Annotated in this window: 27 protein-coding genes; 7 read left to right on the top strand and 20 right to left on the bottom strand. The window is 43.9% G+C overall.

The window, feature by feature from the left end:
• Positions 1-168 precede the first annotated feature (168 nt).
• The 4 genes from mutM to ABJF92_RS02865 all read right to left on the bottom strand — a co-directional run bounded on the left by mutM (position 169) and on the right by ABJF92_RS02865 (position 2,648).
• On the bottom strand, positions 169-987 hold the full coding sequence (mutM, locus tag ABJF92_RS02850) for a bifunctional DNA-formamidopyrimidine glycosylase/DNA-(apurinic or apyrimidinic site) lyase (protein ID WP_446814341.1): 819 nt from the start codon (positions 985-987) through the stop codon (positions 169-171).
• A gap of 133 nt (positions 988-1,120) precedes the next feature.
• Positions 1,121-1,291 (bottom strand): 50S ribosomal protein L33, encoded by a 171-nt coding sequence (rpmG, locus tag ABJF92_RS02855; RefSeq protein ID WP_011978459.1) that lies wholly within the window; start codon positions 1,289-1,291, stop codon positions 1,121-1,123.
• A gap of 11 nt (positions 1,292-1,302) precedes the next feature.
• Positions 1,303-1,539 (bottom strand): 50S ribosomal protein L28, encoded by a 237-nt coding sequence (rpmB, locus tag ABJF92_RS02860; protein WP_063332439.1) that lies wholly within the window; start codon positions 1,537-1,539, stop codon positions 1,303-1,305.
• Positions 1,540-1,712: 173 nt separating this feature from the next.
• Positions 1,713-2,648, bottom strand: a complete 936-nt coding sequence (locus ABJF92_RS02865) for a DMT family transporter (RefSeq protein WP_446814679.1) — start codon at positions 2,646-2,648, stop codon at positions 1,713-1,715.
• Between the two features lie 130 nt (positions 2,649-2,778).
• On the opposite strand from ABJF92_RS02865, the gene ABJF92_RS02870 reads away from it, so the two are divergent.
• Entirely contained in the window at positions 2,779-3,234 is a 456-nt protein-coding gene (locus ABJF92_RS02870; protein ID WP_446814342.1) for an Lrp/AsnC family transcriptional regulator, read from the top strand.
• A gap of 76 nt (positions 3,235-3,310) precedes the next feature.
• Here ABJF92_RS02870 and ABJF92_RS02875 read toward each other — a convergent pair whose 3' ends face one another.
• Both ABJF92_RS02875 and radC read right to left on the bottom strand, forming a co-directional pair.
• Complete coding sequence (locus ABJF92_RS02875) at positions 3,311-3,457, bottom strand: hypothetical protein (RefSeq protein ID WP_446814343.1); 147 nt, start codon at positions 3,455-3,457, stop codon at positions 3,311-3,313.
• A gap of 247 nt (positions 3,458-3,704) precedes the next feature.
• Entirely contained in the window at positions 3,705-4,379 is a 675-nt protein-coding gene (gene radC, locus ABJF92_RS02880; protein WP_446814344.1) for a RadC family protein, read from the bottom strand.
• 109 nt (positions 4,380-4,488) lie between these two features.
• On the opposite strand from radC, the gene coaBC reads away from it, so the two are divergent.
• The 4 genes from coaBC to slmA all read left to right on the top strand — a co-directional run bounded on the left by coaBC (position 4,489) and on the right by slmA (position 8,048).
• Positions 4,489-5,709, top strand: coding sequence for a bifunctional phosphopantothenoylcysteine decarboxylase/phosphopantothenate--cysteine ligase CoaBC (gene coaBC, locus ABJF92_RS02885; RefSeq protein ID WP_446814345.1), 1,221 nt, complete (start codon positions 4,489-4,491; stop codon positions 5,707-5,709).
• A gap of 24 nt (positions 5,710-5,733) precedes the next feature.
• Complete coding sequence (gene dut / locus ABJF92_RS02890; protein ID WP_446814346.1) at positions 5,734-6,192, top strand: dUTP diphosphatase; 459 nt, start codon at positions 5,734-5,736, stop codon at positions 6,190-6,192.
• 306 nt (positions 6,193-6,498) lie between these two features.
• The gene (gene argB / locus ABJF92_RS02895; protein ID WP_446814347.1) at positions 6,499-7,404 is read left to right on the top strand and encodes an acetylglutamate kinase; all 906 of its coding nucleotides are present in this window, start codon (positions 6,499-6,501) and stop codon (positions 7,402-7,404) included.
• A 50-nt stretch (positions 7,405-7,454) separates the two neighbouring features.
• Positions 7,455-8,048 carry a nucleoid occlusion factor SlmA gene (slmA, locus tag ABJF92_RS02900; RefSeq protein ID WP_445976658.1) on the top strand — a complete coding sequence of 198 codons (594 nt, stop codon included), beginning with the start codon at positions 7,455-7,457 and terminating at the stop codon, positions 8,046-8,048.
• A 36-nt stretch (positions 8,049-8,084) separates the two neighbouring features.
• Here slmA and pyrE read toward each other — a convergent pair whose 3' ends face one another.
• On the bottom strand, positions 8,085-8,732 hold the full coding sequence (pyrE, locus tag ABJF92_RS02905) for an orotate phosphoribosyltransferase (RefSeq protein WP_446814348.1): 648 nt from the start codon (positions 8,730-8,732) through the stop codon (positions 8,085-8,087).
• 118 nt (positions 8,733-8,850) lie between these two features.
• Here pyrE and ABJF92_RS02910 point away from each other — a divergent pair, with 118 nt between their 5' ends.
• Positions 8,851-9,627, top strand: a complete 777-nt coding sequence (locus ABJF92_RS02910) for an exodeoxyribonuclease III (protein ID WP_446814349.1) — start codon at positions 8,851-8,853, stop codon at positions 9,625-9,627.
• Positions 9,628-9,698: 71 nt separating this feature from the next.
• Here the strand turns inward: ABJF92_RS02910 and ABJF92_RS02915 are convergent, their stop codons facing one another.
• Positions 9,699-10,619, bottom strand: a complete 921-nt coding sequence (locus tag ABJF92_RS02915) for a D-hexose-6-phosphate mutarotase (protein WP_446814350.1) — start codon at positions 10,617-10,619, stop codon at positions 9,699-9,701.
• A gap of 225 nt (positions 10,620-10,844) precedes the next feature.
• Between ABJF92_RS02915 and ABJF92_RS02920 the strand changes: the two genes are divergently transcribed.
• Positions 10,845-11,312, top strand: a complete 468-nt coding sequence (locus ABJF92_RS02920; protein ID WP_446814351.1) for an ATP-dependent zinc protease family protein — start codon at positions 10,845-10,847, stop codon at positions 11,310-11,312.
• Positions 11,313-11,335: 23 nt separating this feature from the next.
• Here the strand turns inward: ABJF92_RS02920 and ABJF92_RS02925 are convergent, their stop codons facing one another.
• From ABJF92_RS02925 to ugpB, 12 genes are all read right to left on the bottom strand, one after another.
• A complete protein-coding gene (locus ABJF92_RS02925; protein ID WP_446814352.1) occupies positions 11,336-11,800 on the bottom strand; it encodes a hypothetical protein in 465 nt (154 codons plus the stop codon).
• Positions 11,797-12,816, bottom strand: a complete 1,020-nt coding sequence (locus tag ABJF92_RS02930; protein ID WP_446814353.1) for a response regulator — start codon at positions 12,814-12,816, stop codon at positions 11,797-11,799. The genes ABJF92_RS02925 and ABJF92_RS02930 overlap by 4 nt, the downstream gene beginning before the upstream one ends.
• 116 nt (positions 12,817-12,932) lie before the next feature.
• On the bottom strand, positions 12,933-14,120 hold the full coding sequence (locus tag ABJF92_RS02935; protein ID WP_446814354.1) for a GAK system CofD-like protein: 1,188 nt from the start codon (positions 14,118-14,120) through the stop codon (positions 12,933-12,935).
• A 48-nt stretch (positions 14,121-14,168) separates the two neighbouring features.
• On the bottom strand, positions 14,169-16,112 hold the full coding sequence (locus ABJF92_RS02940; RefSeq protein ID WP_446814355.1) for a diguanylate cyclase: 1,944 nt from the start codon (positions 16,110-16,112) through the stop codon (positions 14,169-14,171).
• The gene (locus ABJF92_RS02945; protein ID WP_446814356.1) at positions 16,109-17,566 is read right to left on the bottom strand and encodes a bifunctional metallophosphatase/5'-nucleotidase; all 1,458 of its coding nucleotides are present in this window, start codon (positions 17,564-17,566) and stop codon (positions 16,109-16,111) included. The genes ABJF92_RS02940 and ABJF92_RS02945 overlap by 4 nt, the downstream gene beginning before the upstream one ends.
• A gap of 241 nt (positions 17,567-17,807) precedes the next feature.
• Positions 17,808-18,608, bottom strand: coding sequence for an HAD-IIB family hydrolase (locus ABJF92_RS02950; RefSeq protein ID WP_446814357.1), 801 nt, complete (start codon positions 18,606-18,608; stop codon positions 17,808-17,810).
• Positions 18,609-18,616: 8 nt separating this feature from the next.
• Complete coding sequence (locus ABJF92_RS02955) at positions 18,617-19,432, bottom strand: DeoR/GlpR family DNA-binding transcription regulator (RefSeq protein WP_446814358.1); 816 nt, start codon at positions 19,430-19,432, stop codon at positions 18,617-18,619.
• Positions 19,401-20,129: a glycerophosphoryl diester phosphodiesterase gene (locus tag ABJF92_RS02960; RefSeq protein WP_446814359.1), complete on the bottom strand. Its 729-nt coding sequence runs from the start codon at positions 20,127-20,129 to the stop codon at positions 19,401-19,403. The genes ABJF92_RS02955 and ABJF92_RS02960 overlap by 32 nt, the downstream gene beginning before the upstream one ends.
• Positions 20,130-20,149: 20 nt before the next feature.
• Positions 20,150-21,160: an ATP-binding cassette domain-containing protein gene (locus ABJF92_RS02965; protein WP_446814360.1), complete on the bottom strand. Its 1,011-nt coding sequence runs from the start codon at positions 21,158-21,160 to the stop codon at positions 20,150-20,152.
• A gap of 2 nt (positions 21,161-21,162) precedes the next feature.
• Positions 21,163-22,011: a sn-glycerol-3-phosphate ABC transporter permease UgpE gene (ugpE, locus tag ABJF92_RS02970; RefSeq protein WP_446814361.1), complete on the bottom strand. Its 849-nt coding sequence runs from the start codon at positions 22,009-22,011 to the stop codon at positions 21,163-21,165.
• Positions 22,008-22,886: a sn-glycerol-3-phosphate ABC transporter permease UgpA gene (ugpA, locus tag ABJF92_RS02975; RefSeq protein WP_446814362.1), complete on the bottom strand. Its 879-nt coding sequence runs from the start codon at positions 22,884-22,886 to the stop codon at positions 22,008-22,010. Before ugpA ends, ugpE begins: the two co-directional genes overlap by 4 nt.
• 77 nt (positions 22,887-22,963) lie before the next feature.
• Positions 22,964-24,265, bottom strand: coding sequence for a sn-glycerol-3-phosphate ABC transporter substrate-binding protein UgpB (gene ugpB, locus ABJF92_RS02980; RefSeq protein ID WP_446814363.1), 1,302 nt, complete (start codon positions 24,263-24,265; stop codon positions 22,964-22,966).
• Between the last annotated feature and the right edge of the window lie 409 nt (positions 24,266-24,674).

Below are 24,674 nucleotides of genomic sequence, written 5' to 3' on the forward strand. Positions count from 1 at the left end.
AAATAAACCTATTCCAGAAATTTCGCAATGCGAATATACGATATTAATCGCATATTCTAGTGCATTTAGCACAAAAAGAAGATTAAAAATTCAACTCTTCTTTTGAATTTACGGAATAAGCCCCTTCATCTTCAGACAGCAATTAACGTGCCTAAACTGAACGCTTAGTCAAGTTTGACATTTTGTACAATAAACCGTGCTGCGCTGGGCTTGGCGAATTTCCGTCAAAGGCTTGCTACAAACCTTGCAAGGCTTATTTGCACGGCCATACACGGCTAATTCTTGCTTAAAGTAACCGGGCTTACCGTCACCACCAACAAAGTCTTTTAAAGTCGTACCGCCTTGCTTAATAGCGGCATCAAGCACTATTTTGATGCACTCAACTAACCTAATCATGCGCGCCTTGCTGATTTTTCCCGCCATGCGAGACGGCGATATTCCAGCCATGAACAAGGCTTCATTTGCATAAATATTGCCCGCCCCAACCACAACTTTACTATCCATGATAAAGGTTTTTATTGGCACTTTACGGCCCTTAGCTTTGGTATATAAATACTCACCAGAAAAAAAATCAGATAAAGGTTCTGGTCCTAAATGGGCAATCAATTCATGATCTTGCCAATTTTCAGTGGTCCAGAGAATCGCACCAAAGCGTCTTGGATCTGTATATCTCAACCATTTATCACCATCCGTTATTTGGAAATCCACATGATCATGGAATAAAGGCGGCGTTTGTTCTGGAACAAAATACAAGCTACCAGACATACCAAGATGAATAAGCATGCAACCTTTTGCGGTGTGTACAATGATGTATTTGCCTCGTCGAGAAAGGTGGGTAACCTTTTCCCCAACCATATCTTCGGTGAGTTGCGGGGTAATTAGCCAACGCAGCTTAGGTTGACGAATATCGATCTGGCGGAAGGTTTTGCCAACAATATGAGGCTCAATTCCCCGCAGTGTTGTTTCAACTTCTGGTAACTCTGGCACTAACAACCTCCAAAATCGCCTAGTTCAATAACGTGGGTCTATACATGGCGTGAATATTATTTCTGTTGCTTCTATTAGATACAAAAAAGCCGACTCTATATAGAGTCGGCTCCTTTGTAACAAAAAGCAAAAATTATTTAATTTTCGCTTCTTTGTACATAACGTGCTTACGTACAACAGGATCAAACTTTTTCATTTCAAGTTTGTCTGGAGTATTTCGCTTGTTCTTGTCAGTTGTGTAAAAGTGACCAGTACCAGCAGAAGATACCATGCGAATTAGATCGCGAGCGCCTTTAGAAGCCATGATTCAGATCCTTATACTTTTTCGCCGTTGGCACGAATTTCAGCAAGAACTGATTCAATACCTTTTTTATCGATAATACGCATACCTTTAGAAGATACACGTAAACGGATGTAGCGGTTTTCACCTTCGACCCAAAAACGGTGCCAGTGAAGGTTTGGAAGAAAACGACGCTTAGTACGACGCTTTGAGTGAGAAACGTTATTACCTGTAACAGGACGTTTCCCAGTAACTTGACATACGCGAGACATATTTAAATACCTTTTGCTATCCAGAAGATTATTGGAAGTGTGCTTTCACTTCCTCAGGCGGAGCATGATTCCTTATGAATCAAATAAATCCCGTACCGAGGTTATAGCGGCGCGTATTCTCCCATAACCCCTCGGATTGGGCAAACTATTTGTTAAAAAATGATCAATTTGGCCTATCCTGGTAATTCACTAGACCCGTTTTCCTTTCCAACGCCTGCTTTATATGGGAAAACCACCAAACCAAGCGCCAACACCATACCTAGAAATACACAAGTAATACCCGTCAACTCAACCCAGGTCACAATCTCATTTAAGATCATTACACCGAGACATATAGCTATGGGAGGAACGAGTGCGGCAAATACAGCGCCTTTTGCGGCCCCCAAGATGGAAACACTAGTTGAATAACTATACAACGCAAGTATTGCCACCAATACGCCTTGAAAAAGTCCATGGGCCAAGAAGGTCGCAATTGACATATTCACAAATAAAGGCTCACTAATTAACACATAAAGAGGTAAACACAGTGTTCCTGATATCACAGATACCATCGCCGTAGCCAGCCACGCATTTAGCTTCCAGTACTTTCCTAATAGCGTAAACATCGCCCAAAGTGCGCCACAACCGATAAACATTAGATCCCCCATCAATACCTGATGGCTCATCAATGCAAAACTATGCCAGCCCACTACAAAAACACCCACTACAATCATCAAAACGCCCAACAATCTCTGACAAGTAAGTCTTTCGGATAATAAGTAAATACTGCCAAGGGTTGAAAACACCAACATACTACTCGGAGCAATAATGCCAAAGTGGGCACTAGACGAAAGACTGATTCCTTTCATGGCTAACAGGACATAAGGCATACCAGCACCTACCGCTAAAGCGATACCTTTGGTGCAAAGTGTTCGCCATGAAACCGCATGGAAGAACAGCACAGGCAAAAGAATCAGGCCAGATATGCCAAAACGTAAAATTGTAATTTCAACAGAGCTAATATTTTGAGTCTGTGCAAGTTTTGAAATCACAGGCCAGCTCCCCCAAATCAAGGAAGCAACAAGCCCCATACAAATACCTACAAACATTCCAGTATTTTTAACCAACACGCTCCCCTTAAACATTTTTAAATCTTGGATTTCCTCTATTTTAGGGGCACACTAAAAACGAAACGCATCACAATAGACTCTTATGCGCCGATTAACTGCATAAAACACGATTAAATGGGGATTTTCATACATGGATTCTTTCGATCATCACATTCTAAAAATCATGCAGTTAAATTCACGCCTTACGACGGAAAAAATTGGCCAAGAAATTGGTTTATCTGCCACCGCAGTGCAGAGAAGATTGAAAGCTTTACGCCAATCAGGCGTCATAGAAAAAGAAATCGCCGTACTCAACACCTCTAGTTTAAGAGGTCATATTTTAGTTATTGTCGAGGTCACGTTAAAACAAGGAGGGGCAGCCACCGTAAACAACTTCAAAATGAAAGCCGCCAATTATCCAGAAGTGCAGCAATGTTATTACGTTGCGGGAGAGAATGATTTTATATTGGTCATAGCCGCTATCAGCATGAAACGCTACGATATTATCACTCAAGAACTGTTTCTAGACGACGAAAGTATCCTCAAATTTCATTCAAATGTAGTGATGAGAAACGTCAAGGTAGGCTTGAATGTGCCGTTCTTTTAAGTCCATTTGCACTCTAATGGACACTTCACTTTAACATTTTTTCTGCCACAACTATTTGAATACTGTCCGATACTACCTAAAAGCCACTGATAAAAGCCTTCATATTGATGCGCCACATAAAGTCATGTTCACCACGCCATTCCTGTAACGTCTCTGAGGCCAGTTCAATAAGCTCAATATCTTCTGCCAATACAGACATAAATTCAGGTTGATCGGTTAACACCGTAATTTTATTGTTGCCTTCTCCCCAACGCTGGGCGGAGCGCAAAGCAAAATAAATTTGCGTATAAAGGTCTGTTCTAGATCCAAAAGCAAGAAAAACAATTTGCGCAATTCACTCAACATCCTATTTTTTATACATTATTACGGTGATAGCCAGCATAAAATATGTTTTATGCTTCCATAATAGAAAAACTTTTTAGTACACAAGGGGAGGCATAGTAACTTGCTAAGATTGGCGCATTATTCGGTTAAATCAGCCCTCTCTCCGCCAGTGACACAGGATCACCATCTCCTACAACAAAATGATCCAACATTCGGACATCTATAAGCTTAAGAGCATCACCAATGCGGGCTGTAATTGCTATGTCTGCTTGACTAGGTTCTGCAACGCCACTTGGATGATTGTGTGCAAGAATCACGGCTGCGGCATTATATTGTAATGCTGCTTTTACCACTTCTCGCGGGTAAACCGCTGCAGCATCGATCGTGCCCATAAATAATTCTTGATAGCGGATCAGTCGATGCTGGGAATCCAAAAACAACACAGCAAACACCTCTCTTGGTACGTGACGTAATTGGGAGGAAAGGTATATGCGCACTTGCTCTGCGCTATTAAACACATCAGTCCGCATAAGCTCTTCCTGTAAATGCCGCTTCGACATTTCTAAAACGGCTTGCAGTTGACTGTATTTGGCATCTCCAAGTCCTAAACCCTGACAAAATTCGTCTTTAGTGGCAGAAAGTAGGGAACGTAAGCCTCCAAAGTGGGTCAATAAACGACGTGCAAGTTCTACCGCGCTAAGCCCCTGAGTGCCAGTGCGTAGGAAGATAGCTAACAGCTCCGCATCACTTAACGCCCCTGCGCCATGCTGTATCAGCTTTTCACGGGGTCTTTCTTGCTCGGGCCAATGCTTAATGCTCATGATCTACTCCTTGATCCATGATAATCTTGCAGATATTAATTTTTTGCGAGATTGGTCACACGCACAATGCTCCTGAGACCACAACCATCGCCATTATGAGATACTTTTTATGTCAAACCTTACCCACAAAAAAGTTCTATTAGGGATAACTGGCGGCATCGCCGCCTATAAAAGCATAGAAGTTATTCGCCTACTTACCAAAGCCGGCGCCCAAGTACAGGTAGTGATGACGGAAGGCGCCAAAGCATTCGTCACAGAAATGACCTTACAAGCCGTATCAGGCAACCCTGTCAGAACCACCATATTAGACCCCAGCGCAGAATCGGGTATGGGGCATATCGAGCTGGCAAAATGGGCGGACCTTATTCTTATTGCGCCAGCTTCTGCCGACTTTATAGCCCGCTATGCACAAGGCATGGCCAACGACCTTCTAACCACCTTGTGTTTGGCTACCGAGGCACCTGTGCTTATGGCGCCAGCCATGAACCAAGCCATGTGGCGTCACCCAGCAACACAAGACAATGCAAAAACACTCGCTAACCGAGGCGTATTGAGCGTTGGTCCCGCGGATGGTGCGCAAGCTTGTGGCGATATTGGCCCGGGACGAATGAGTGAGCCTGCAGACATATTCCAAGCTATTGAAGAGCATTTCCTAGGAACACAAATTCAGCAAGACCTTTCCGGCCAGCATTGGGTTATCACGGCAGGGCCGACCATGGAAGCGATCGATCCCGTACGCTATATTAGTAACCATAGCTCAGGGAAAATGGGTTATTCCCTCGCGAAAGCCGCCCAGAAACGTGGCGCGCGCGTGACCCTTATTAGCGGCCCAGTTCAGCTCCCCCCTCCAGCAAAAATCGATCTTGTGCTGGTAAAAAGTGCGGACGAAATGCTCGTCGCCTGTCAAACCACCATGGACACACAAGCAGATGTTTTCATTGGTGCCGCCGCCGTAGCGGACTTTAAGATGAAAGTCGAAAACACCCAAAAGATGAAGAAACAAAATGACAGTGACGAACTGCAATTAACCCTAGTGAAAAACCCAGACATCATCGCCACTCTCGCTTCCACGCAGAGCGCGAAATGCATGGTAGGATTTGCCGCAGAAACGCAAAATGTTATTGAGTATGCTCAAGGCAAATTACAACGCAAAGGGCTGGATATGATTATCGCCAACGACGTGTCGCGTCAGGATATCGGCTTTAATCAAGATCAAAATCAAGTCACCGTTATAACCAAAGATCAGACATGGGCACCAGACAAAGCTTCGAAAGCGGATTTGGCAGCACTACTGGTACAACATATTTATGAACACACCCAATCATCCTAAACCATTGGTGAACAAGAGTAGATTATGAAACAAGCAATTCAGTTAAAAATTCTTAACGACAAGATTGGCAAAGAAATCCCTTTACCCGCCTATGCAACAGAAGGCTCTGCGGGGTTAGATTTACGAGCCTGCCTTGATGCAGCCATTGAGCTTGCACCGGGTGAAACCACTCTGCTTCCTACTGGACTGGCTATCTATATTCAGGATGCCAACTTAGCGGCGACTATTTTGCCACGCTCTGGTTTGGGCCATAAGCACGGTATCGTTCTGGGCAACCTAGTGGGATTAATTGATTCCGATTACCAAGGTGAACTGATGGTTTCTTGCTGGAACCGAGGTAACACCTCTTTCACCATTGAGCCAGGCGAACGTGTTGCTCAGCTTGTTTTGGTCCCAGTGGTACAAGCCGAATTTGATATCGTTAGTGAATTTGAAAGCACTGAACGTGGCGAAGGCGGTTTTGGACATACAGGAACCAAGTAGCAAAAAACCAGAAAAGGTGATTTTATTTCACCTTTTCTGGTACTTGTAACACATTCCCTCATCTATATTAATAAGATGACATTTCATTTCCTCTCTTCCTACTAAATTTGGTAATTTTCATACAAATTTATATAGTTAATCCACTAACTTCACGTTATTATTTTCGCCATAAGTGGTTGCTTACATACGCTACTCCTCAGTCGTAGCGATACATTTACCAAGCAAGCCGACACCAGCGCTTAAAAAATTAGCCACGCTATTTTTTGTAAAAGCGTATTTACTATTAATTACAGGAGTATCCATTTCGTGACTCTTTCACGTGAACCTGCTTTAGATGTCGCTAAGGTATTAAGCGAATCTCTGCCTTATATTCAACGCTTTGCAGGCAAAACAATTGTGATCAAATATGGCGGCAACGCCATGACTGATGAAAAACTACAAGCAGGCTTTGCTCGCGACATAGTTCTTATGAAAGCCGTTGGCATTCATCCTATTGTTGTTCACGGTGGCGGCCCACAAATTGGCGACATGCTCAGCAAGCTTAATATCGAGTCGAAATTTGTTAACGGTATGCGAGTAACAGACACGGCCACTATGGACGTTGTGGAAATGATTCTCGGCGGACAAGTGAATAAAGAGATCGTTAATCTGATCTGTGAAGCGGGCGGTAAAGCCATCGGCATTACGGGTAAAGATAGCCACTTTATTAAAGCGAAGAAACTCTTTGTAAAACATCAAAGTGAAGACATGGACACCCCAGAGCAGGTCGACATTGGCCACGTGGGCGAGGTATCCCATATCGATACCAGCATATTGAAGCAACTAGAGCACAGTGATTTTATTCCTGTCATTGCTCCAATTGGTGTTGATGACCAAGGTAATGCATACAATATCAATGCAGACCTGGTCGCAGGGAAAGTGGCAGAAGCCGTGGGCGCTGAAAAACTCATGCTGTTGACCAATATTTCAGGGGTTCAAGACAAGTCAGGTAATGTCTTAACTGGCCTGAGCACTGCTCAAGTGGACGCCTTGATCGCTGACGGCACAATTTATGGCGGTATGTTACCAAAAATTAGCTGTGCTTTGTCTGCAGTAAATGCAGGGGTTACCAGTGCCATTATTATTGATGGTCGAGTACCACACGCCACTTTGCTTGAAATTTTCACTGACAAAGGTGTCGGCACTCTTATTTCTAATGCGAACAAAGCGTAATACGTGTTTTAAACAATATTCACCAACTTGGCTTAAAACTGGACATAAAAATGAGCAATAAGAAAAACGATCGTCGCACTCAAATACTGCAAGCACTGGCACAAATGCTAGAAAATAGCCTTGGAGCACGCATCACGACCGCGGCTCTTGCTAAGCAGGTAGGTGTGTCTGAAGCCGCCCTTTACCGCCATTTTCCCAGCAAAGCCAAGATGTTTGAGGGTTTAATCGAGTTTATTGAAGAAAGTCTCTTTTCGCGCATCAATCGCATTCTGCAAGAAGAAAGTGACGTAAAAGTGCGCATTGAAATGATATTGACGCTAATCCTTCATTTTGCTGAACAGAATCCTGGTATGTGTCGACTATTAACAGCGGATGCTTTAGCTGGTGAGACGGAACGTTTACGGGTTCGTATTGCTCAATTATTTGATCGCATTGAAACTCAATTAAAACAGCTAATGCGCGAAGCTGACTTAAAACAAGGCCTAAGACCTGCCATGGGCGTTGCCCCTTGTGCAGATTTTTTGGTTGCCGTTGCTGAAGGTAAGATTCGTCATTATGTGCGCAGTGAGTTCAAAGTGAAGCCGACTACTGCTTGGTCTGAACAGTGGGCTGTGTTGGCACAAAACTTGATGCTAAACCGTTAGGCTTTTTTAAAATCTAAAAAAGCCTAACGAAAACAATTAAATGCCGTATTGTTGACGGTAGCTTTTGACCGCCTCTAAGTGGCTGGCAAATTCAGGGGAAGCCTGTTCTGCCAAATAGGTCATGATATCGTTCAAGCTAACAATACTGATGACGGGCATAGAGAAGTCACGTTCTACTTCTTGGATAGCTGAAAGCTCGCCTTGGCCTTTTTCTTGACGGTCCAGAGCGATAAGCACACCGGCAGGTGCTGCTTCAGCATCTTGGATGATGGTCATGACTTCACGAATGGCGGTTCCAGCGGTAATAACATCGTCAATAATCATGACGTTGCCAGCCAATGGAGCGCCAACAAGAGAACCACCTTCGCCGTGAGCCTTTGCTTCTTTACGGTTGAATACGTATGGTGTATCTACTTGATGATGTTCAAACAAAGCAACCGCCGTTGTGGTTGCTAGGGGAATGCCTTTATAAGCAGGACCAAAAAGAACATCAAATGGAACATTTGCTTCCATTAATGCGGCCGCATAAAAGCGCCCTAATTTGGCCAATGCCTGCCCTGAATTAAACAGGCCAGCATTGAAAAAATACGGGCTAACACGGCCAGATTTAAGCGTAAATTCGCCAAAGCGCAATACGTTTTGTTCGATGGCGAATTCGATAAAGTCTCTTTGGTACGGTTTCATGCTGACTCCAGAAAGATAAGAAAATACACAACAAAGCGCCGCCTAAAACCAGCGAAGCCATGCTAACATTGGAATAGGCGCTAATATAACACACGGCTAGGAAATGTAGGGACCAGAAATGAAGGTCATCAGCCTTAATCTAAACGGTATAAGACAAGCAGCCGATCGCGGCTTTTTTGAATGGATGGTACGTCAGGACCCTGATGTCGTCTGTTTACAAGACGTGCAAGCGGATGAACGCACTTTGAACGACAGTGTTTTCTTCCCTGCAGGTTACAACACCTATTTCTTTGACTCCATGGAGGACCCAGAGCAAGCAGGTGTAGCGATTTATTGTAAAACCATGCCAAAAGCTATTATGACGGGTATGGGCTTCCCTGAGTGCGACTTTGAAGGACGTTTTATTCAAGCGGACTTTGAAAAAGTCAGCATTGGTGCCTTTTTAACGCCTCATGGCTCAAACCATGAAGAAGCATTGCAGGAACACAAATATCGATTCATGGAAGGCTTTAAGAATCATTTGATCAAAACTCGTCGTAAGCGTCGCGAGTTCATCTTTTGCGGAACCGCCAATGTGGCGCGATCACCAATTGATGTGAGTAGCTGGTTTGTCAATCAGCGTAACTCTGGCTTTTTACCAGAAGAGCGTAAATGGGTTAATGAAATCTTCAACGAGTTGGAATACATCGATGCGTTCCGTCAGGTCAACAAACAAGATAAGCAATATACTTGGTGGCCAGATTATGAGCGCGCTTGGAAACTTGATGAAGGTGGGCGACTAGATTACCAGATCACCACGCCGGGACTTAAGAACCTGATTCAAGGTGGTAGTGTGTACAAGGGCCAGCGTTTTTCCGATCACGCGCCGTTAATCATGGAGTACAACCTAGATTAACCAAACCTTATCCACCACAATCAAAAAGCCGCTTCAATTGAAGCGGCTTTTTATTATCGACTCAAATTAAATTAGGCTTGCTCTAAAGGCGCGACACTCACATTGAGTTTTAACTGGTGAATACCACCAGGCTCTATCGTATAACTGTCATCCAAAGCATTAGCGGTTTCTACGCAGACGAAGTGTTGGTAGTCATCGTCTTCCATATCCTTACGCTTTTTCGATAACTCAGGACCTGGGTTCCACAACACCGTACTGGCACTGCCTTTATCACTGATCAAAAGCTTACGCTTCAAAACAGGGTCATGAATCTCACATTCGTTCGGCGCTGAAAGGTATACGCGGTCCATGTATTCACATGGGGTCACAGGAGTTTTATGGCTTTTTGTCTTACTTTCGTCGAACTTATCGACAAAGTTAACTTTTTCTAAACCATGAACTTCCGTCATTTGGCTGCTACCTACTTTGAAATAGGTATGCAAGGCTTCGCTAATCACCATAGGCTCAGTGGATAAATTAGCCGCTGAGAAATTAACGCTGAAACCTTCACTTGAGAAACGAAACACCTGGCGCAGTTCAAAAGCTTGTGGCCACATCTCTTCGATTAGAGGGTGATCTTCCGAGGCGAGGCGCAAAACAATCTTTACATCGCCATTTTTGAATCGTCCTGTTTCGACAAACTGCCAGCGAAAATAACGCGCCAAACCATGAGCAGGAAAGTCTTCATCAGACTGATGTGCACCAAACCAAGGCCAGCAAACGGGTACACCAAAATGACGGCGACCAAAGCGCCCTTTGCCACCACTGTTGTTCGACTGAAATAACAAGTCCTCCTGACCTGCAGGAACGAAGCTTTCTAAATGACCGCCCCATAATGCTATACGAGCACTAAAACCTGGCTGATCTATGACGATCTCGTCACATTTCCTAAGGCTCGCCGGATGAATTTCACCACCCAACTCTTCCAACTCTTGTATCAGTTGGCCATTCATTCATTACTCCAAAACATTAAACTTGTAGGCACATATTAGCTTCACAAAATATGATTACAATAGTTTGTGTTTATGCTGACAATTCAGCAAGACAAATAATTACTTTTTACACCATAAAAAGCTTAACGCCAAAGGGCTTTTAAGCTATAACGCACTCCAAGATAAAGTGGCTGTTGCTTGTTGTCCATGGTATGCCACCTAACGACTGATTAAAGGTGATATGGTATGAGTTCAACCGACTCCAAAATAATTATCGGCTGTGAAGAGTGGTGCGCATTTCCCTCCTTGGCAATCCCTGCTGTGAAAGCAAGAGTAGACTCGGGCGCCAAAACGTCTTCCTTGCACGCCATCAATATTAAGAAATTTAAGCGAGATGGCGAACATTGGGTCAAGTTCGACGTGCACCCTCTGCAAAAGAATCGTAAGACAAAAGTACGCTGTGAAGAAAAGATCCTAGATCATCGTGTCATCAAGAGTTCAAGTGGAGACAAGGAGAAGCGCCCTGTCATCCAAACCTTACTTACCCTTGGGGAACACACTTGGCAGGTAGAAGTAACCCTGACAGACCGTGACAGCATGGGTTATCGCATGCTGCTAGGTCGTGAGGCAATGATTGGACGTATACTCATTAACCCTGAAGGTGAATGTTTGTTTGGTGACAAAACAGCCGATGAGCTAAACGAGCTTTACTAACCCGCTCACCTCTTTAACAACCCTTAAGATGAAAGCTTATCATTCAGGGTTGTTAAAGCTATTTTATTCGTCGCCACGTCCGTCACATCATATACCACCATACAAAGGTGCTTGGTTTGACCGTCAGGGCTGGAGATAGGGCGGATGGCGACGTTTTGATACATTTTATCGGCAATGCTCGTAATTGGTCGGTAACTCTTGAACGGAAATAAATGAGGGCGCTGTTCCCAAGCAATAAATATCGGCGTGCTTAGACCAAATACGTTATCTAATTTTTGATGCAACCAGCCAGTGTTCAAATCTGGGAACAATGACAATAAAGACTGCTGCTTAGCAATAGAAGAGCTCACACCACTGTGATTTTCCATAAAGCTGTTCCACAACTGTACTTTATAGTCTTTATCCAGCACGACTAAGCCCACATCAATATGATGCAGCATATCGAACATCCAATGCAGGTCAATTAGACCTTCCGCGTCATCGCTCATTCATCTTCCTCCACTAAAAAAGACAGCAGGTTTTCTAAGGTGGGTACGGAGTCTTCTGTAAACAACAGCATCAAATCACAGCTGATTTGATAATTTTCTACCTCATAAACGATCTCTACAGCCAGAGTACGTTTCCAAGTGGCTTTTTTCACATTAATAATATCGGGGATTTTGACATGTTGACCTAACAACACAGGATGACTATGACTGAAATCAATATTCAATTGCTTACCAATGGCAGCCATAAAGGGCCCCACTAGCACAGACGTTACATCCATTAATAATTCAGTTTCTATTTCTCGGGTAATTTCTTCGGTAACGCCCAACAGCTTAGCCATATCTGGAAAACTTGAATCACTGAAAATTAGTAACGTTTCAAAGGCAATACCAGAACCCACGAAACCTTGCGATATCGCGGAACAGCTGTCCCCTTTGACACCATAATCCAGCGCCATTTGCAGCTCACCAACTTCGAGAATATTGACATTAGGGACCGGCAGTTTAATGAACACATTAAGCATGTTAGCTAACACACTGGCAGCGCGTCCCATTGCGATATTAGAGACTTCTTGCAAACTATCGGAAAGACTAAAATCATCCACCACAGAATGCGTTACTGCCGAAGGCGCTTGCTGGGTTGTTTTAGCTTTAGAATAGAGCTCTAACGATAGGAGCGTGTCTTGTAATGATTCAGCAAGGGCAGGCTTTTTCATAAAAGCGACCGCCCCCATCTCTTTTACACGTTGCACAGCTTTTGGCTGAACATCGCCAGAGACAACAATCACTTTGGGCATAGACGGGAAGCTTTGTAACGCTTCAAGGGTTTGGTAGCCATCTTTCACTGGCATATTCAGGTCTAGAAAAAGAATATCGACCGGGTTGGATACAATAAAATCTAAGGCCTCCTGTCCATCATGGGCATATTCAAGCTCAATATCCCAATCCGTAGGCAGAATTTTAGTCAGCTGTTTTCTTGCTATTTTTGAATCGTCACAAATTAGTACTTTTGTACTCATGCAGCCTTCCCATTCGTCTTATCAAAACTCGGCGAATTCAAGTAACAAAATACAATTTCACTAACAACCTTGTTATTTATCGAGTCCTTTTGGTGATTTTATTTACACTGAATTTATTATGTAAGAGACAATAGAGCTTCAACCAATAGTGTCTCATCGTATTCTTCAGGTTGGTCTTTGATTAATGGGGTTTTAATAATTTTCACCCCTGATTCACTTAAATAAGCTTGATCAATATAACCATAATCATAGCGGTCATCTATTAGTAAATAATCTAAAGCGCCAAAACCTTCCTCAAATTGAAAAGCATCTTCCAAGACGATGTCTATTAAGGTTTTTACCTGTGTCATTAAAGTATAACCTAATTGTTCAGGGTCCGTACCTAAATTGGGGACATAGACCTTCGGATTGGCATTTTGACAAATGGCTGTCCCTACACCTTGCGGTAATAAATTAGCGATTAAGCTACTAAAGAAACTACCAGGTGGATAACAAATCAATTCCGCACTATTAATCAATTCAATTCTGTCTTCAGCGATAGCCTGGTTAATTGGCTGCAATTTCTTTAGCCCTTTGTTCAACCAAATACGTTGAATCGGCGCAATAAGTTCACTGGTTTCTTTGGCGGTAATATTATGTTGCCCCAGTACAATGTCGCCATTATCTAATGCCACCCCTAAATGAAAAGGCGCATCTACTGTGGTTTTTACTTCCCCAAGGGTTTGAGTCAATCGAGAAAATAGAAATACGATAGGATCGAGCTGCTGTAAGTTATTTAAGTAGCCACCAGCGATTATTAGATTACCGATACTCGCCCCTTTCAGATCAAAGTTATCATCAATTTTATCTTGCATAACAGCAAGTTGCGTTTGAATTAGAGCTTTCATTGGGTTGGAAATACAAGCGATTAGCGGATGCTCTCCTGCCACTAATTGCTGTAGTTCTGCTTGCAGGCTTTGTTGATCTGCTTGCTTAGCAAAGCGGTGAGTAAACAGATCATACACTTCAGGTTGTCCCATCACGGTTTCATCCGCTAAGGCCATGAGACGACTGCGTAAATCCCCTACCGCAGGCATATCAAATTGTGCTCTTAGCTTGGCAGAGCTGCCGCCGGAGTCAAAAGGCGTAACAAGATGAATTGATTGGTGACTATACTGCTTGAGTACTCGACTAATATTGTTAAGAGCAGAACCACCACTAAAAAATAGGATTTTAGGGCCTTGCTCTGGCATGACTTGATAGCGATGAAGACGGGCAGCATCAGGCATCATCAAGCGACGCCAAATACGAGCAGAACTCGGCATATTTACCTCTAAGCATTTAATAGACGATTTGGGTAGATAGTAACCTCATTACATGGCAAGACAGTTACGTCCAGAAGCTTTTGCTTCATATAAACGGTTATCGGCCAATTTGAAACACTCTAAAGGTGTACCATTCGCTATTTCATTGCTAAGCACTATACCACCACTAACGGTGACATAGGAATGTTCCGAAATGGGATGAGGTTCGTGAAGCTCGCGGACATTTTCTAATATCTCAGTCGCTTTGCTTAAGGCGATATCTTTATCTGAGCTATCAAGAATGACAACAAACTCCTCACCACCATAACGTATCGCGGTGTCTGATTTTCTCACGGTGGAAGAAATTACATTCGCGACTGCTTTTAGCGCCACATCCCCCTGCAAATGTCCCAAGGTGTCGTTGTAGCCCTTAAAATGGTCAATATCGAAGAGTAAAATCGCAAACTCTTTGCCCTCCATATCTATCATTTCCTGATCAAACTTATTGCGATTATATAAGCCAGTCAACGCATCTTTCTTAACCTTAGTCTCCACTTCGGACAATATCTCTAAATATTCCTGAGCGGCCTGTTCTCGGTCAGTAACATCAATAAAAGTTACTAACAATGCGTCATTATCTCCCCAAAAAATATTCACACCAATCACATCAAACCAACGTTCACTCGGCACATCATAATACGCTTTTACTAAGGTCATAGAGCCGTCTTTTGTGTCCACTTCAATAGCCACAGGCTTTGCTAACACTTGAAGAACTACTGGTAAATCCGCAACATTTTTTAAGCCAACATTGAGGAAAATATCTTCCAAGGCATCATTGCAAAAAAGAATATTATCGCCCTTAAAAACAGCGATACCTGATTTAGAGTGACTCACAACGGCTTGCATTTGCTGACTCACTTGAGTCAGTTGCGTCTGCTGACGGCTAATTGTGATGAGATAGTCGCGTAATTGATAAACCAAACTACCTATTTCGTTACGTTGATCGAACGATTTTAACTTATCTTCAATAACATGCTCGGAAGTCGAAACCAAATCGGTCAACATCGTTAAGCGGGCAAATAAATGCCGACGGCAGAATACATAAATAGCTACAAAGAATAGCGTTTCGAGCACCAAGATCACATATAACTGCTGTTTAGTCTGACTTGTGGTCACGACAAGGTCTTCTGCTTGAGCAGAAACATGGTCTTGAATTTCTTGGTAAATTCTCTGGCTATAATCAACGATATTACCCACAAGAATTTTGTTTTGAGTATCAATGCCCGTCACCTCAGCACGCAATGCCGCAAGACTTTTAGACAAAGGCATAATGCCATCCTGTGCATGAAGAAGCTTACCAAACACCAATGCCGCCCCACGGTTTGCGCTTAAAGGCGACTCCTCGAGAATTTCGACAAGTTGCTGTATCTGACTTAAGACTCGACGCATTTCATATTGGCGCCCACTATTCGACAAGCTAACAAATGACAGCACCAATTGGCGCCATTCTTCCACCTTCATCATGTCTTTCTGTGACGAAAAGATCGACGCACTATAATGAATAGCTTTTTCTACCTTACTCTTAAAGTGTCGTTCTAGATTATGATAAGCAATTTGTTTTTCACTGAGGCGTTTAATATTCGGGGAAAGCCGCTGCAACACCCTTTGTAACTGTAAGACTTGAGGGGTTTGTTCCAGCATTTTTAGGTTAAAGGTTAAATCTTCAATCAGCACTTGGGCGCCATCCATTACGACCCGGGTTTCGGCATTAGTTTCACTTTTCCTCATATTACTGGAGAGCTCAGATAGGCGTGTAATAGTGAGCTCAATATGCGTAAACGTTTTAAGCGTTGGTATATAGTTGGCGGCTTGAAGCTGAGCACTTTTTTCAAAGCTTTTAATTTGGTTGTATGAAATAACACTAACCAAGACGACACCCATGGTTAATAACAGCAAGCCCAAATTCATTTGCCAACGTAAGCTGTGATAAAAGCGCTTAGGCCGCTTCATCATTGTGGCGTCACATTTTTTACAGTTTGGTCTCGCAAGCGCCCTTCCACCTTGGGTGTTAGCACTTCTAAAGACACAAGATAATCTGCCACGATGTTCCAAACAAAACGATCTTGATTGCTCATTTCTCGCGCGACCTTATTGGCATCAATAACATAATCATCGCCGCCATTCTTAATATAGTCCGGGATTGCCAGCCAATACTCCCTATTCATTAAGGGGCGTCCACCTGAGGTCAAAGTAAGTACTCGCTGACCAACAGGTCGAGATAAATCGTAACCCACTTCGAAACCAGACACTTGTAAAAAACGTCCTGCCTTATTATCAACGTCGCTTAAAGAGTGCTCCATTATTTCTTTAAGTTCCATCGGCAAGACTTTTACCTTGTACACCACACCACCAAACGGTAATTCGTTTTGAATATCTCTCCGGCTTATTTTATCACCTTGACGGTACTGTCGATTGCCTCGAATCGCACCGCCATTAAGCACCGCAAAATCCGTTCTGGTTGCACTGCGCAATGCATCGGAAAATAAATTCCCCATGGCACTCTCTTGTGTTCTGATGCTATTGCGCATGGAATCCATAGGGGTCACTAAAACCCCCAGCGGTTGCTCCAAAACGACACCTAAATGACTCACATAACGTTGAATCATTTGTTCTGTCTCAGGCATTATTTCAGCGCCTGAATAAGATTCAAAGTGCGCTCTAATGTCGTCTTTTTGCCAATCTACAACCGCCACATTACCCGACGAACCACCACCCCAAACTTCAATTAAATCAGGATGATAACGAACCCCCTCCCGAACTTCTGCGGCAACAAAAAGCACATCAGCAAAAGAAAATCGCTCAGCGGGATATAACTTTAGTAAATCAGGCTCGGTGACCACCACAAAATGGCTGATACCTTGACTGCGCATTTCGTGAATAAAGGCTTCCGCTCTTTCGATAGGATCAAGAATGACTACATCTTCTGTCAGATAGGTACTGTTTACTGTCTCGCTCATTAACATTAAAAATCCGACGTCGCCGATTGGTGTTGCCAACGAATAATAGGGCAAAACACCATCAATATTGGTAGACGTTCTTTGGTCAAATACATTGGATAACACCAGAGGAAACTCTGCTTCATGAGTCCGCATAGTGAGTTGATCCAAACCTTTTGCCATCTCTCTTTGATTAACGAGAAAAACATCCGTCTGAATAGTATTTAGCACATCCACCATATGTGCGCCTGAGTCATAAACAGACAGCGCATTTGGAAACAAACTATCGCCACCATGAATAAAAAAGCTCGAGGTCTGGGAGCGTTTATTCTGAATAAATCCCGCTAAATTCGCTAACGAGCGAGTTTCATTCACTTCAGTTAATCTAGGGATATTGGAAGCAAAAATTAAATTAAATGCATTGGCAGACGATGTATAGCTTAATAAAAGTGCTACAAAAAACTTTAACATTATTGGCATCATGGCCTCTTTAGGATACAGATTAGTTAGCCACTTACAGCATAGTAGAGTTTGATCTCTTGGAGGCAATAACTTAACGGATGAAATATTAGTAGAAAAAATGAATTTTACCTGAAGTAAAAAATGCTCACAGACGCCTTATAGCTTAACTATCATAACCATGACTTAAAACAAAAAAAGCAAACATAAACTGTTTGCTTTTGTTAAACATTGTTAGGACTTTAGGAGGAATTTAACGTTTTGCTAACAAAAGAAAATCCGCTACTTCCGCAAACCCCAAACCACCAAAAGATTGAGTAATGAAAGTCGGTGGACACTTGAGTTTTGGCAGATGATCAATAATATTTGCCACCCCTACACTTAATGGAAAACGGGCAAACATACTCTCATCATTTGGCGCATCACCCACATACAGAACTTGTTCGCGCATTTGTTCCGCGCTCAACCCATATTGATTCATGAGTACTCGCTCGGCCATCGTAAACTTGTCATAACCTGGCTGGCACAAATTAATGTGAATCGAGCTAGCCTTGGCATTGAGCTGCATGTTCTGAAGATGCACAAGTAATTGGTCTTTAGCTTGGATAGCTGGCGGCGCGACATCTTGAGCAAAATCAATTGCGACATCCGTAATACGAAAATCTTGATCTCGCGCTAATTTAAGCGGTGGGTAATCCGCTAATATAGGGATTACTTTTTCCAGTAACGTACTTTTTTCTGCACGCATTTGTACTTCATCATGCCAAAACTGGTAATCTAAATGCCCTTGCTCATCCTTATGAATGTAACAAGCGCCTCCTTCTGTAATAACACCACTTACCGGCAAGGTTCTGGCCATCATATCCGACCAACCAGCACAACCGCCGGTAACCGGTATAACTTTTATTTCGGCCTGCTCCAAAGCACTCAGCGCAGACAAAGCCGCCACAGGTAAGCGCCCTTCCCAAGTTAGCGTATCGTCGACATCGGTCAATATAAAACGTATTTTTTGGCGAGCTTCTAGAGAGAGCGATGTTAAAGGGTGAATAGCCATAAATAAACCTACTGACAAAGTTGAAACTGCACGCCTTGAGAGGCAAGTAAACGTGACTGCTGGTCACTTAAATAATCGCTGTACAAGCAATCGATTTTACGAAAAGGATGAACCCGAGCCATGGCCTTACGCCCCCACTTATGCTGATCCGCCACCAACAAACTATGTCGACTTTGCTCGACGATCACTCGGCTCACGGCGGCCTCTTCTGGGTCGAAATCCAATAGTCCTTGTGTCTCATCCATTCCCCCACAGCCCAGTACACCATAATCAAAATAATATTGGCGTAAGCTGGCAAGGGTATCTTCCCCGACCAAATCATGATGTCGAGGACGCAACTTGCCCGCCGTTACACGAACACGAGAGGTAGAGGTCACACTAAAAATTTTGGCGACGGTAAGATTATTCGTAAATATTTGCAGCTCTTTGTGGTCTAACAAAGCCTTCGCTACATATTCCACCGTAGTACCAACGCCTAAAAACACCGATGCCCCATCGGGAATATCTCGGGCGACCCGAGCCGCGATCGCCGCTTTAGCATCGCCGTTAAGAAACTGGCGATGGTCAAAAGGCAGATTTTCAATACTGGAAACGGGGGCAATACCACCATGCGTGCGACGCACCAAATGACGTTCCGCAAGCTGGTTAATATCTTTACGAATGGTCTGTGAGGAGACCCCAAATTTGGCCACCATATCTTCCACCAGCAAGGTATCTTCTTGCTGAACCCAGTTTAAGATTTGATGCTGTCTGTCGCTCAGTGCCAAGGAGTCACCTACTGTAGAGTTATAGTTAGAAGTAATCTGAAAACTGACCAGGATCATCCGTAATGACAGCGTCCATACCCCACTGCCAATGCCCTGTTACCAAGTCGGCTTGATTGGCGGTATAACATAGTAGCTTGTAGCCTTCGGCCTTGACGGCTAATGCCTGCTCTTGTGTTAGTACGCTATGGTCACAATTCAAACTATAAGCATTGATCGCTTGTAAATCAGCTAACCAATGCTCAGGAATCCCTTCATACAACTGTGCTAAGTGACGAGAACTATCTATCTCTTTGCAGAGCACCAACGCTTGGTGGTTAAAGCTTGAGATCATCAACATATCATTGTCTTGCCAATGTTCATCAAGCGCCGCTAATACGGCCGGTACGATGTTTTCAACATCCGCATCTGCGTGTTTGATCTCAAGATTCAAGCCCAATCCTAACGCTTGAATGCAAGCCAGTGCTTCTAGCAATGTCGGAACTTTTTCATTACTAAATTCAGGCGCAAACCAGCTACCGGCATCCAATTGAGCAAGCGCTTCTGGTAATGCCTGACGAGTAATGCCTTGGCCGTTAGTACAACGCTCTAAAGTGTCGTCATGAAAAATCACTAAGCCACCCTCAGCGATCAAGCAAACATCAATTTCCACCCATTTCGCACCGGCTGCAGCCGCCGCTTTGATCGATGCTAAGGTATTTTCAGGAGCTAATATAGCGGCGCCTCGGTGGCCCATTACTCGTGTGTTTAACTGCATTTTCTATGTCACCTATTGGGTTACAAACGTCGTTGTGTCATGGCATCAAAAACATGCCAATTCGCTGTTGGAGCAGATAACCACAAAGTGCTATTCAAAGCGGGGTTATGTGGGCCAGACATACGGACAACCATAGTTTTCCCCATTTCTGAACCGTCTTTAAGCACACCATGAACCAGTGTTTCTGCGCCTAACGATTCTACCGCGAGAACTTCTAAAGCGAAATCAGCGTTTGCCTCTTCTACCACTAATAAATGCTCTGGGCGTATGCCCCAAATCACCGAGCCGCGATAGTCGTGTGGCAATGGCAAGCTTAGTGTTGGTGAGAGAGTAATGCCCTTCTCGGTTAAATTCGCTTCCAATAAGTTCATCGAAGGGGAGCCAATTTGCTCTGCAACCCCTTTATTCAATACCACTAAGCGATCCGCCAAGGTCATGGCTTCTACTTGGTCATGGGTGACATATAGAGTGGTTGTGCCAAGCTTGCGCTGTAGTTGGCGAATTTCCATGCGCATTTGCACGCGTAATTTGGCATCTAGGTTCGACAAAGGCTCATCAAACAAAAATACCTTCGGGTCACGCACCATGGCACGCCCCATAGCCACACGTTGGCGCTGACCACCAGAAAGCTGCCTAGGTTTACGTTGCAACAGCTCTTCCAACCCCAACATTTGCGCGACATTATTAACCTTATCGGCGATCATTTCTTTACTTTCGCCGCGATTTTTCAGGCCGTAGGCCATGTTGTCATACACGGACATATGTGGGTACAAAGCATAGTTCTGAAACACCATCGCAATGTCGCGATCAGCCGGTTCTTTGTCATTCACCTTTTGGCCTTTGATCAACAACTCGCCTTGAGTGATGCTTTCTAGCCCTGCCACCATGCGTAATAAAGTAGACTTACCACAGCCGGAAGGCCCGACTAAAACAATAAATTCACCTTCTTCAATGGACAAGTTGACATCAGGGATCGCCTTGTAACCGTTAGGGTAAGTTTTACCCACATTTTTCAATACCACATCTGTCATGACTACTTCTCCGAGTCCACTAAACCTTTAACAAACAATTTCTGCATACCAAGGACCACAGCAACAGGCGGTAACATCGCCAACAAGGTTGTCGCCATGATTTGGTTCCATTCAATATCGCCATCCGTTACAGACAGCATTCTTTTAATACTCATTACCAAGGTGTAATAGGCATCGTCCGTGGTGATCAACAAAGGCCATAGGTATTGATTCCACCCATAGATAAACAAGATCACAAACAAGGCCGCGATATTGGTGCGCGATAAGGGCAGCAAAATATCAAAGAAGAAACGAATTGGACCAGCACCATCAATACGTGCGGCTTCTACTAGCTCCCCAGGGATACTCAAAAAGCACTGACGGAACAAAAAAGTCGCCGTCGCACTGGCGATCAATGGCAAGGTCAATCCGGTGTAGCTATTCAACAAGTCCAGATTCGCGACTACCTCGTAGGTCGGTACGATACGCACCTCTACGGGAAGCATTAGCGTCATGAAAATGGTCCAAAAACACAATGTGCGCAAAGGAAAACGAAAGAACACAATCGCATACGCGGATAACAAAGAGATCGCGATCTTGCCAAAAGTAATGCCCAACGCCATCACCAAAGAGTTCAGCATCATCATCCAAACTGGCTGAGAAATACCATTGCCTGCTTCTTCGAATAACACCGCGCCCCAAGTTTCTTCAGCAGCATCACCGAACCATAAAGGAATATGGCCAACCCCAAAGGCAGAGGCTTCATGAGTAGAAGCAACAATCGCTACCCAAACAGGCAAGGCCACCAAGCCAATACCCAATAATAAAGTGGCGTGGCTTATAAACGTTAGCCAAGGTCGATTTTCTATCATGAGTACTGCACCTTACGCTCCACAAAGCGGAACTGTATTACTGTCATTACACCGACGATGGCCATTAGCACTACAGATTGTGCCGCCGAGCTACCAAGGTCTAGGCCAACAAAACCGTCTTCAAAAACCTTATAAACCAACAAGGTGGTACTTTGCCCTGGACCACCTTTCGTGGTGGCATCGATTACCCCGAAGGTTTCGAAGAAGGCGTATACCAGGTTAATCACCAATAAAAAGAAAGTCGTAGGCGAAAGCATAGGGAAAACAATGGTCCAAAAACGCTTCGCAGGACCTGCACCATCAATAGAAGCGGCTTCGATTAACGAGCGAGGCACGGCCTGCAAACCCGCTAAAAAAAATAAAAAGTTATAACTGATTTGTTTCCACGTGGCGGCGATCACCACCAAAATCATTGCTTGGTTACCATTCAGATAATGGTCCCAGTCGATACCAATTTTCTGCAACCACAGGGCAATCGGCCCCATACTCGGATCAAATAGAATCCACCACAACACCCCAGCTAAGGCGGGTGCTACAGCATACGGCCAAATCAACATAGTTTGATAGGCCAATTTTCCACGGATCACTCGGTCTGCCATCACCGCCAGAAACAGCGCAATGGCCATACCGGCAAAGGCAACGGAAAAACTAAAAATCAACGTGGTTAAAATTGACTGGTAATAAAGAGGGTCAGTAAAGATTTCATGAAAATTATCTAAACCAACAAATTCACGGCTAATCCCAAATGCATCTTCTTGGTAAAAAGCTTGCTCTAATGCTTGTTCAGCAGGCCAAAGAAAGAAAATAAAAGTGATCACAAGTTGTGGCAAGACTAACAACCAAGGTAAGCCTTTATTAGGAAAAGTTACTGTCATAGAGATAGGTATCCGGAAAACAAAAACGGGTATCTCCCTATGGCTGAAAACCATAGGGAGATGGCTTGACTAAACGCTTAGTCGTTCGCTTTTTCGAACTTGCGTAATAGAGCATTACTACGCTCTACCGCTTTATCTAAAGCTGCTTGAGCAGTCACTTTACCGCTCCATACAGACTCAAGTTCTTCATCGATCACACCACGAATTTGTACAAAATTACCTAGACGCAAACCTTTCGTATTGCCAGTTGGCGTACCAGTGGTCATTTGAGTAACCGCTGTTTCCGTACCTAAGTTCGCTTCATAGAAACCTTGACCTTTAGTTAGGTCGTAAGCGGCTTTAGTGATTGGCAGGTAACCAGAGAACTGGTGCCAGTCGGCTTGCACTGCTGCGCCAGACAAGAAACCTAGGAAAGACGCGACGCCTTTGTATTCTTCAGAAGAATGACCTTGAAGCACCCACAAAGAAGCACCACCGATAATAGTGTTAGATGGTTTTTCTACCTTGCCTTCCCAGTAAGGAAGTTCCGCTACGCCAAAGTCAAAAGTAGCATTACGTTTGATGCCCGCGTAACCCGCAGAAGACTCAGTGAACATGGCACATTCTTGGCTGTAGAATTTAGCCGCGCCGTCGTTCGTACGGCCAGAGTAGCTAAAGATACCGTTTTGCTGCCACTCGCCCATCTTCTCGATGTGAGCAACTTGCAAAGGACCATTGAACGCCATTTCAGTTTTCAGACCGCCAAAACCGTTATCCAGCGTTGCAAAAGGCGTATTGTGGCGCGCACTAAAGTTCTCTAAATGAACCCAAGACTGCCAAGCGGTCGTGAAGCCACAAGACACACCAGAAGCTTGCAGTTTTTTCGCAGTTGCTTCCACTTCTTGCCAAGTTTTTGGTGCTTGAGTGATGCCTGCTTTGGCAAACAAATCTTTGTTGTAATACAGCACAGGTGTAGAGCTGTTGAAAGGAAGTGAAAGCATCTTGCCTTCATTATTCGTGTAATAACCGGTTACTGCACTCAAATAAGAGCTTTCGTTGAAAGACTGACCCGATTCACGCATCAATTGGTGAACAGGATAAATAGCGCCTTTGGCCGCCATCATGCTTGCTGTACCTACCTCAAAAACTTGTACGATTGCAGGCTGTTGCTTAGCTCGGAAGGCCGCAATAGCAGACGTCATTGTTTCAGAGTAGTTACCTTTATAAACAGGCTTAACCTCGTACGCATCTTGTGAATCGTTAAACGCTTGCGCGATCTCATTCACTTTCTCACCGTTTGCACCACCCATTGCATGCCACCACTCAATTTCAGTAGCCGCAAAACCAGAAGTCGCAACAGACAAACCAACCAACGCAGACGCCATCTTAAACTTATGCATTACCATGTCCCTCAGACGAGTTATTATTAAATTCGAGAAAACACTATAGACACCAAATATGTCACTTTTATGATAAACCTATTTCAAATGAAACAACAATAGCTCAAATGAAACTAAAAAATGACATTAAACCCATCAAAACGAAACAGACATTCTCAATAATTCCTGAAAAAATAACAACTTATAAAAATCCGAGCATCAGCATCAGCGCACAAAAAAACTTCACATAAAGCCTAAAAAAACATACCTGCCACCCCACCATAAGTAGGTCTCCCTTCAGGGGGAAGCGGAAACCATGCAACCAGCACACCTCATACCTGCCCATCATCCAATCGAAGACTTTGCCTCGATAGTTAGGCTAAGCAAGCATTTTCGAACAAGGAATTGCCACGGATCGGCTGGTGAACGT

Origin of the sequence: Marinomonas sp. (assembly GCF_039940335.1) — a bacterium.
In the GTDB taxonomy this organism is placed as follows: Bacteria; Pseudomonadota; Gammaproteobacteria; order Pseudomonadales; family Marinomonadaceae; genus Marinomonas.

Bases quoted from the DNA above. Each gene is read 5' to 3' on its own strand.
- rpmG (WP_011978459.1), bottom strand. From the start codon at position 1,291: ATGGCTTCTAAAGGCGCTCGCGATCTAATTCGCATGGTATCTTCTGCT.
- rpmB (WP_063332439.1), bottom strand. From the start codon at position 1,539: ATGTCTCGCGTATGTCAAGTTACTGGGAAACGTCCTGTTACAGGTAAT.
- ABJF92_RS02870 (WP_446814342.1), top strand. From the start codon at position 2,779: ATGGATTCTTTCGATCATCACATTCTAAAAATCATGCAGTTAAATTCA.
- radC (WP_446814344.1), bottom strand. From the start codon at position 4,379: ATGAGCATTAAGCATTGGCCCGAGCAAGAAAGACCCCGTGAAAAGCTG.
- coaBC (WP_446814345.1), top strand. From the start codon at position 4,489: ATGTCAAACCTTACCCACAAAAAAGTTCTATTAGGGATAACTGGCGGC.
- dut (WP_446814346.1), top strand. From the start codon at position 5,734: ATGAAACAAGCAATTCAGTTAAAAATTCTTAACGACAAGATTGGCAAA.
- slmA (WP_445976658.1), top strand. From the start codon at position 7,455: ATGAGCAATAAGAAAAACGATCGTCGCACTCAAATACTGCAAGCACTG.
- pyrE (WP_446814348.1), bottom strand. From the start codon at position 8,732: ATGAAACCGTACCAAAGAGACTTTATCGAATTCGCCATCGAACAAAAC.
- ABJF92_RS02910 (WP_446814349.1), top strand. From the start codon at position 8,851: ATGAAGGTCATCAGCCTTAATCTAAACGGTATAAGACAAGCAGCCGAT.
- ABJF92_RS02915 (WP_446814350.1), bottom strand. From the start codon at position 10,619: ATGAATGGCCAACTGATACAAGAGTTGGAAGAGTTGGGTGGTGAAATT.
- ABJF92_RS02920 (WP_446814351.1), top strand. From the start codon at position 10,845: ATGAGTTCAACCGACTCCAAAATAATTATCGGCTGTGAAGAGTGGTGC.
- ABJF92_RS02925 (WP_446814352.1), bottom strand. From the start codon at position 11,800: ATGAGCGATGACGCGGAAGGTCTAATTGACCTGCATTGGATGTTCGAT.
- ABJF92_RS02930 (WP_446814353.1), bottom strand. From the start codon at position 12,816: ATGAGTACAAAAGTACTAATTTGTGACGATTCAAAAATAGCAAGAAAA.
- ABJF92_RS02935 (WP_446814354.1), bottom strand. From the start codon at position 14,120: ATGCCGAGTTCTGCTCGTATTTGGCGTCGCTTGATGATGCCTGATGCT.
- ABJF92_RS02940 (WP_446814355.1), bottom strand. From the start codon at position 16,112: ATGATGAAGCGGCCTAAGCGCTTTTATCACAGCTTACGTTGGCAAATG.
- ABJF92_RS02945 (WP_446814356.1), bottom strand. From the start codon at position 17,566: ATGTTAAAGTTTTTTGTAGCACTTTTATTAAGCTATACATCGTCTGCC.
- ABJF92_RS02950 (WP_446814357.1), bottom strand. From the start codon at position 18,608: ATGGCTATTCACCCTTTAACATCGCTCTCTCTAGAAGCTCGCCAAAAA.
- ABJF92_RS02955 (WP_446814358.1), bottom strand. From the start codon at position 19,432: ATGATCCTGGTCAGTTTTCAGATTACTTCTAACTATAACTCTACAGTA.
- ABJF92_RS02960 (WP_446814359.1), bottom strand. From the start codon at position 20,129: ATGCAGTTAAACACACGAGTAATGGGCCACCGAGGCGCCGCTATATTA.
- ABJF92_RS02965 (WP_446814360.1), bottom strand. From the start codon at position 21,160: ATGACAGATGTGGTATTGAAAAATGTGGGTAAAACTTACCCTAACGGT.
- ugpE (WP_446814361.1), bottom strand. From the start codon at position 22,011: ATGATAGAAAATCGACCTTGGCTAACGTTTATAAGCCACGCCACTTTA.
- ugpA (WP_446814362.1), bottom strand. From the start codon at position 22,886: ATGACAGTAACTTTTCCTAATAAAGGCTTACCTTGGTTGTTAGTCTTG.
- ugpB (WP_446814363.1), bottom strand. From the start codon at position 24,265: ATGCATAAGTTTAAGATGGCGTCTGCGTTGGTTGGTTTGTCTGTTGCG.